Annotated in this window: 7 protein-coding genes; 1 reads left to right on the top strand and 6 read right to left on the bottom strand. The window is 65.7% G+C overall.

Annotated elements, in window-relative coordinates; translation table 11 throughout:
* Together NP534_RS24555 and NP534_RS24550 are read right to left on the bottom strand one after the other, a co-directional pair.
* Nucleotides 1–256, bottom strand: a 256-nt coding sequence (locus tag NP534_RS24555) for an FAD-dependent oxidoreductase (RefSeq protein ID WP_274100434.1), incomplete at its 3' end; no start/stop codon positions are given.
* Nucleotides 253–1,083 carry an SDR family NAD(P)-dependent oxidoreductase gene (locus tag NP534_RS24550; protein ID WP_033698053.1) on the bottom strand — a complete coding sequence of 277 codons (831 nt, stop codon included), beginning with the start codon at nucleotides 1,081–1,083 and terminating at the stop codon, nucleotides 253–255. The genes NP534_RS24555 and NP534_RS24550, both read right to left, overlap by 4 nt.
* A gap of 180 nt (nucleotides 1,084–1,263) precedes the next feature.
* Here NP534_RS24550 and NP534_RS24545 point away from each other — a divergent pair, with 180 nt between their 5' ends.
* Nucleotides 1,264–2,151 carry a helix-turn-helix domain-containing protein gene (locus NP534_RS24545; RefSeq protein ID WP_274100433.1) on the top strand — a complete coding sequence of 296 codons (888 nt, stop codon included), beginning with the start codon at nucleotides 1,264–1,266 and terminating at the stop codon, nucleotides 2,149–2,151.
* A gap of 15 nt (nucleotides 2,152–2,166) precedes the next feature.
* Here the strand turns inward: NP534_RS24545 and NP534_RS24540 are convergent, their stop codons facing one another.
* From NP534_RS24540 to NP534_RS24525, 4 genes are all read right to left on the bottom strand, one after another.
* On the bottom strand, nucleotides 2,167–2,940 hold the full coding sequence (locus NP534_RS24540; RefSeq protein WP_274100432.1) for an IclR family transcriptional regulator: 774 nt from the start codon (nucleotides 2,938–2,940) through the stop codon (nucleotides 2,167–2,169).
* Between the two features lie 69 nt (nucleotides 2,941–3,009).
* Nucleotides 3,010–4,467 (bottom strand): amidase, encoded by a 1,458-nt coding sequence (locus NP534_RS24535; RefSeq protein WP_274100431.1) that lies wholly within the window; start codon nucleotides 4,465–4,467, stop codon nucleotides 3,010–3,012.
* Nucleotides 4,464–5,774, bottom strand: coding sequence for a citrate-proton symporter (locus tag NP534_RS24530; protein WP_274100430.1), 1,311 nt, complete (start codon nucleotides 5,772–5,774; stop codon nucleotides 4,464–4,466). The genes NP534_RS24535 and NP534_RS24530 overlap by 4 nt, the downstream gene beginning before the upstream one ends.
* A 96-nt stretch (nucleotides 5,775–5,870) precedes the next feature.
* Nucleotides 5,871–7,046 (bottom strand): M20 aminoacylase family protein, encoded by a 1,176-nt coding sequence (locus tag NP534_RS24525; RefSeq protein WP_274100429.1) that lies wholly within the window; start codon nucleotides 7,044–7,046, stop codon nucleotides 5,871–5,873.
* Nucleotides 7,047–7,407 lie beyond the last annotated feature (361 nt).

The following is a 7,407-nucleotide window of genomic DNA, read 5'->3' as shown; positions in this document are numbered from 1 at the left end:
CGATCTCCGCCGCTTCGTCGAAGCAGTCGCCGGTTTCGTTGCGCAAGTAGGTAAGTGCCGCCGCCTCGCTGTCGTTTACCCCATGTCGGCTGCACGGCACCCACAGCACCCCGCCGGAAAACGCCGTAGTGCCGCCGAAGCAGTCCGCCTTCTCGATCACGATCACATCCAGGCCGTGCTTTTTCGCGGTGATCGCTGTCGCCAGGCCACCGGCCCCCGCCCCCACCACCAGTACATCGCAGTTGCGCGTGTTCATGGACGTACGCCCTCGAAGCCTGGGCGTGGGATCAATGCCATGGGCATGCTCTCCAGCCCGCCATCGACAGTCAGCTCGGCGCCGTTGATGTAGTCGGCGCGCGGGCTGGCGAGAAACAGGACTGCTTCAGCGATGTCCTGCGGCTCGCCGATCCGCTGGTTGGCGGTCATGGCGCTGCGCTGGCGCTCGATGTGCGGGTCGGCGTAAAACGCGGCCGACAACGGCGTGCGGATCAACCCGGGGCACACCGCATTGCTACGCACCCCGCGCGGGCCCCACTCCACGGCTATTTGCCGCGACAACAGGCTGACACCGGCCTTGGCCGCGCTGTAGGCACCGCTATTGGGTTGTGGGTAATGAGCGGCGATGGACGCAATATGCACGATGCGCCCCTGGCCACGGGCAAGCATCGAACGGCCGAAGGCCTGGGAACACAGCAGGTAGCCGCTGAGGTTGACCGCCAGTACCTGGTTCCATTGCTCCAGGCTCAGCGTTTCAAGGGCACCGGGGCGCAACACGCTGGCGTTGTTGACCAGTACATCGCAGCGACCGTGCAGCGCCTGCACCTGTGCCGCCGCCTGGCTGACGCTGTCGGGGTCGGCGATGTCGCAGCCCAGCGCGCTGACCTCGCCGACGCTGTGCTCGCCCAGGGTCGCTGCCAGCTCGCGGCATTTATCCAGGTCGCGATCCAGCAACACCACATGGGCATGCTGCCCCACCAACGCGGCAGCCAGGGCCGCGCCAATGCCGCCGGCCGCGCCGGTTACCACGCAAACGGCAGAGTCCAGGCCCAGCCAGTGATCAGTCGTCATCTTGTTGTTATGCATGCTGCTCTCCAGAGTGTCGCTTCATCTGGCAAACAGCCTAGGGCCGGCACGTGCCCGGGCAGAATGGACAAAACCTGCAACCCACCCCACATTCCCGACAATTTCGTCCACTGGCCCTTAATCCGGCAAGCCGCTGTGGCACAGTAGCCGGGTATCGATCACAACAATAACTACAAGACCATGAACAAGATCCCCAACTACGCCCTATACGGCGAAACCGCGCAGCCGGTGTGGCACGAGTCCCTGCATGTGGAGTCAATCTCGCAACGCTCCGGCGCCCACAACTGGGAGATTGCCGCGCACCGTCATGAAGGCCTGCTGCAGCTGCTGTACCTGCAAAGCGGGGCCGGTGAAGTGCTGTTCGACAGTGACCACGTGCAGGCCCGGGCGCCCTGCGTGGTGTACGTGCCGGCGCAGGTGGTGCATGGTTTTCATTGGGCCGGCGCGGTCGAGGGCCAGGTGATCACGGCGGCGCAGCATCCGCTGGAAAGTATCGCCCAGGTACTGGCACCGAACCTGCTGGCACAGGTGCGCAAACCCCAGGTGATCGCCCTGCCGCAGTGGGACGCCGAAGAAGACCCGCTGCTACCGCTGTGCCGCGCACTGCGTGAGGAATACCACAACCGCGCCCGCGAGCATGTGGCGTGCAGCATGTCGCTGCTGCTGACGCTGGTGATCCAGGTGTTGCGCCACGAGCCGCAGGCCCGCGCCGGCGAGCAGCGCCTACCGTCGAGGCGCAGCCAGCAACTGACCAGGTTCCGTGAGCTGGTGGACATGCACTACCGCGCGCATTGGTCGCTCGGTGATTACGCCGGTGAGCTCGGGCTGACCTTGGCCACGCTGGGGCGGTTGTGCCAGGAGCATCTGGGCATGACGCCGATGAATGTCATCAATGCCCGCCTGGTGCTTGAGGCCAAACGGGCGCTGGGGCATTCGAGCCTCAGTGTGAAAGAAATTGCCCATGAGCTGGGGTTTGTCGATGTCGGCTACTTCAGCCGGTTTTTCCGCAAGCATTCAGGGGTGAGCCCGAGTGGGTTTCGTGAGGCCGCAGGGCGAAAGGGCCCGTAATTTCGCACAGCACCCTCAAGCCTCCAGTGCGTGCTGCACCTGGCCCACTGTCGCCGCCAAGCGCTGCAGATGCAGGCTCAACACCCGCTCTACCGGCGCCTGGTCCTCCGGCCAGTGCAAGGCAATGCTACCCGCCAGCCGCCCTTCAACCCGCACCGGCAACGCGATCGCCCGGATCAGAAACGGCAACCGCACCGGGTACTCCCAGTGCCCCTCGGTGCGCTGACCAAAGCCCTTGTGCGCATCGTCCTCGATATCGCGCAACAGCGTTTCATCACCCAACTGCTGGTGGCTGGCCAGGCGCTGCACTTCGTCGCTGTGCATTTCCCCCAGGCATGCCCGCCCCATTGCCGAGTGAAACAGGCTGGCATGGTGCCCGACGATCTGGCAGTTGTTCGGGTAGCGCTTGCGCAGCACCAGGGGGATGGCGCTTTCCATCACTTCAAGGCGCTCACCATCGAAGCACGACAGGTCCGCCACCAGCCCGGTGCACTCGCTCAGTTCCAGCAACCAGGGCGCTGCGTGTTCGACCAGGCGCCGCTTGAAACGCAACTGGCGGTCACCGAACAGGCGCCGGGCGCACAGGCGATAACGCCGATCACTCAAGCCCCGGTAGACCCAGCCCTGCTCCTGCAAGGTGGCCAGCATTCGCGACACCGTAGCCTTGGGCAGGGTCGTCAGGTAATGCAGCTCCTCCAGCCCTAACGCCTGGTGTTCGCCGAGCAAATCGACGATGGCCAGCGCCCGCTCCACCGAGCGCACGCCGCCGCTGTCTGTCGTGGTGCCCATGTGTCTGACCTCCCTGTCTCTGCGTGGATGGTCATGATGCCCAGCAAAAAACGCGCCTGCCCAGGGTGCTCAACGTGATTGCAGGCAATTAGGCGGCTGCCGCTCGACCCAACGGGTCAGTTGTTCATGGGCATACGCCAGCTGCAGCACGGCATGGTCGGCCTGGGCGGGGCCTATGATCTGCAGCCCCATCGGCAGCCCCGCGGCATTGAAGCCAACCGGTACGCTCATGCTCGGCAAGCCGGCCAACGTCGGCCCGATGACTACCTCCATCCAGCGGTGGTAGGTGTCCATCGCCTGCCCGCCGACCACCTTCGGCCACGCTCGGGCTGCGTCGAAAGGGAACACCTGGGCAGCAGGCAACAGCAGAAAATCGTAACGTTCGAACAAGGTGTTCAACGCCTGGTACCAGGCGCTGCGGTCCAGTGAGGCCTGGTAAACGTCCGCCGCCGTCAGGCGCAGGCCCCCTTCGACCTCCCAGCGCGCCTCGGGCTTGAGCAGTGCGCGCTTCGCGGGGTCGGCATAGGCTGCACCCAGGCTTCCATGCACCAGGAAGTGGCGGTGGGTCAGCCAGCATTGCCACAGGCGCGCCATATCGAAACCTGGCTGGCAGGCCTCGACTTCGCAACCCAGCGCGGCGAAGTCCGCCAAGGCCGCTTCGCACAGGCCCATTACCCCGTCATCCATCGGCAGGTAACCGTCATGGCTGCCCAGCCAGCCGACCCGCACGCCCTTGAAATCACGCGACAGCCCATGGGCGAAGTCGCGCGGGCCGTCGCGCAGTGACAATGGCACCCGCGCGTCATGGCCGGCCTGAACCGAGAGTAGCCGCGCCACATCTGTCACCGTGCGCCCCATCGGGCCCTCGGTGGCCAGCTGCTGCATGAACAGCTCCGGTGTCGGCCCATATGGCACCCGCCCTTGCGAAGGGCGCAGGCCAAACACATTGTTGAACGCCGCCGGGTTGCGTAGCGAGCCCATCATGTCGCTGCCATCGGCCACCGGCAGCAAGCGCAGGGCCAGGGCCGCGGCTGCCCCGCCACTGCTGCCACCGGCCACGCGGCTCGGGTCGTAGGCGTTGAGGGTGGTGCCGAACAGCGTGTTGTAGCTTTGCGAGCCGAGGCCGAACTCCGGCACATTGCTCTTGCCGATGATGATCGCCCCGCTGGCGCGCACCCGCGCCACGCTGAGCGCATCCTGCTCGGGCACATGCTCGGCGAACAGCGGCGAGCCCAGCGTGGTACGCAGCCCCGCCGTGGCCGCCAGGTCCTTGACCGCCTGCGGCATGCCATGCATCCAGCCTCGCGACTGCCCGCCCGCCAGCTCGCGATCACGCGCGTCGGCCTCGGCCAACAGCACCGCGCCCTCGCGCAGCGACACCAGCGCATTGACCTGCGGGTTGAAGCGTTCGATATGGCCCAGGTAGGCCTGCATCACTTCACGGCACGACACTTGGCGGGCATGAATCGCCTGGGACAGCGCCTCGGCATCCAGGGCAACGATCGGGTCGATGGCTAACAGGCTCACGGTTTCACTCCAAAGTTGAAGGCAACAGCCTTGCCAGCACGCGGGGCCTCTTTCAGGCAATAGGTACCCAGCAGCGTCAGCAGGCACGCGAATAGCACGTAGAACGACGGCGCCACCGGCGTGCCGAGCACCTTGCTCAGCCAGGTGACGATCAGCGGGGCGAAGCCGCCGAACACCATTACCGCAACGTTGTAGGCCACCGACACCCCGGTGGAGCGCACCTCGATCGGGAACTGCTCGGCCAGGGCGGTCGGCGCCGGGCCGAAGAAGCCGCCGATGGCAGTGCACAGCAGCAGTTGCATCACCAGCAGACGCTCGATCGATGGCGCCGCCGCTACCCAGACATACAACGGGTAGACCATCACGAAGAACGCCAAGGTAAAGGCCATCAGCACCGGCCGCCGGCCCAGGCGGTCCGATAACGCACCCGCCAGGGGGATCACCACGGTCATCAGGCCCACGGCCAGCATCTGCACCAGCAACACCTGGTCCAGCGGCAGGCCCAGGTTCTTGTGGGCGAAGGTTGGCATGTTCACCAGCACTACATAGAACGACACCGTCGCCCCACAGGCCAAGCCCATCGACACCAACAGGCTGCGGCGGTGCTCACGCAGTACCTGCCACAAACTCGGCGCCTGGCCCTTGGCCTGCTTGCGGGCTTCGAGGAACTCCTCGGGCTCTTCCATGTGCTTGCGAATCCACAGCCCCACCGGGCCGATCAGCAAGCCGATCACGAACGGGATCCGCCAGCCCCAGCTGTCCAAGGCCTCGGGCGTGCACAAGTGGGTGACCAGCGCCACCATCGCCGCCCCGCTGAACACCGCCAGGCACTGCCCCACCAGTTGCCACGAGCCATACAGCCCCTTGCGGTGGGCCGGTGCGCTTTCCACCAGAAACGCCGTGGCACTGGCGTATTCACCGCCCGTGGCAAAGCCCTGCAGCATGCGCGCCACCACGATGAGCAGCGGCGCGCCCATGCCGATGGCCAGGTAGCTGGGGGCAAAGGCGATCATCGCGATGGACACCGTCATCAGGCGGATGATCAGTTGCATCGCCGCCTTGCGCCCCTTGCGGTCGGAGTACATGCCCAGCAGCACCCCGCCCACCGGGCGCATGAAAAAGCCCACGCCGAAGGTGGCCAGGGCCATCAGTAGCGAGGCGTACTCGTCGTCGGAGGGGAAGAACTGGCGGGCGATGATGCTGGCCAGAAAGCCGTACACGATAAAGTCATACCACTCCAGGGCATTGCCGATGACCGCCGCGACCACTTGCCGGGTACGCGACGCGCCTGTATTGGAAGTCTGCATGCGGTGCACTCCATCAATCTGTTGGCCAGAAACGCTTCAAGTGATCGCCCAGGCACGCTCGCGCCCGGGTTCCAGCGGCAGTCGTCAATGCAGGGTTCAGGCCGGCTCGAGCCAGCGCTCGGTCAGCGCGCCCCAGTAAGCGGCGCCGGTCAGCAGGATGTCGTCGTTGAAGTCATAGGCCGGGTTGTGCACCATCGGCCGCTTCACACCATTGCCGATGAACAGGTAGGCGCCGGGGCAGCGCTGCAGCATCCAGGCAAAGTCCTCGCTGCCCATCAGCTTGCGGGTATTGCCATCCACCGCGTCGGCGCCGAGCAGTTCGACACCGACCTGGTGGGCAAAGGCGTTTTCAGCGGCGTGGTTGACCAGCACCGGGTAAGCGGGTCGATGCTCGATGCTGGCGGTGCAGCCATAGCTCTGCGCCTGGCTGACGATGATCGCCTGCACCCGCTCCAGGGTCTGTGCGCGCACCTCGGCATTCAGGGCGCGCAAGCTCAGACGCAGCAGGGCCTGCTGCGGGATCACGTTGGCTGCCTCACCCGCCTGCAACGCACCGACGGTCACTACTGCCGCTTCCTGCGCATCGATGTTGCGCGCCACCACGGTCTGCAACGCCATCACCACACTGGCCGCTGCCACCAGCGGGTCGACCGTCAGGTGCGGCATGGAACCATGCCCACCGACCCCCTCGATGGTCACCGTGAGCAAGTCCTGCGAGGCCATCATCGGCCCCTCACGGAAGCCCAGGTGCCCCGCTGGCAGCCCGGGCATGTTGTGCATGCCGAACAAGGCATCGCAGGGGAAGCGCTCCAGCAGGCCGTCGGCGAGCATCGCCTCGGCGCCACCTTGGCCCTCTTCAGCCGGCTGGAAGATCAGCGTCAGCGTGCCATCGAACTGGCGGGTAGCAGCCAGGTAACGGGCGGCACCCAGCAACATGGTGGTATGCCCGTCATGGCCGCAAGCGTGCATGCAGCCCTGGTGGCGGCTGCTGTAGGCAGCGCCGGTGGCCTCGTGAATGGGCAGCGCGTCCATGTCGGCACGCAGGCCGAGCTTGCGTGGGCTGCTGCCGTTGCGCAGCACGCCGACCACGCCGGTCTTGCCGATGCCTGTGTGCACTTCGTAGCCCCAGTCTTTGAGCAATTGCGCGACCAGGGCCGAGGTGCGGCTTTCTTCGAAACCGAGTTCGGGGTGAGCGTGGATATCGTGGCGGATGGCGTGCAGGTCGCTGGCCACCTCGTTGAGCCAGGCCAGGATGTGCTGATGTTGCGGCATGTGGAATCTCCTCGCGCGGGTGGGTCCCGTTCTTGTTGTTCGCTTTGAGATCACGACGGGGAAGGCAGGTCGTGGTTACGGACAGATAAGCGCGACGGGGGCCGGAGCACAATTGAATGTGGTTCCACGGGGTGGAACATGGCAGCGAAGGGGGATTGCGGGCGGGCCGCTGGGCATGCCTTGGGAGGTTCAGCGCCTGCGAGATCGAGCGCCGCCCGCGCGGCGCATCGCGAGCTAAGCTCGCTCCTACATTTGTTTCGGACCGATGAGGTCTGTGGCATTTGCGCGCGACCGCCCTGTTTGTACGACGCGATATTGAGGCAGGCGCCAAGGGGCCGCGCGCCAATGCCCCAGGAATAAC

It is taken from the genome of Pseudomonas sp. 39004, assembly GCF_028682155.1.
GTDB lineage: Bacteria > Pseudomonadota > Gammaproteobacteria > Pseudomonadales > Pseudomonadaceae > Aquipseudomonas > Aquipseudomonas capeferrum.
This window is presented reverse-complemented; position numbering and strand designations above follow the sequence as displayed.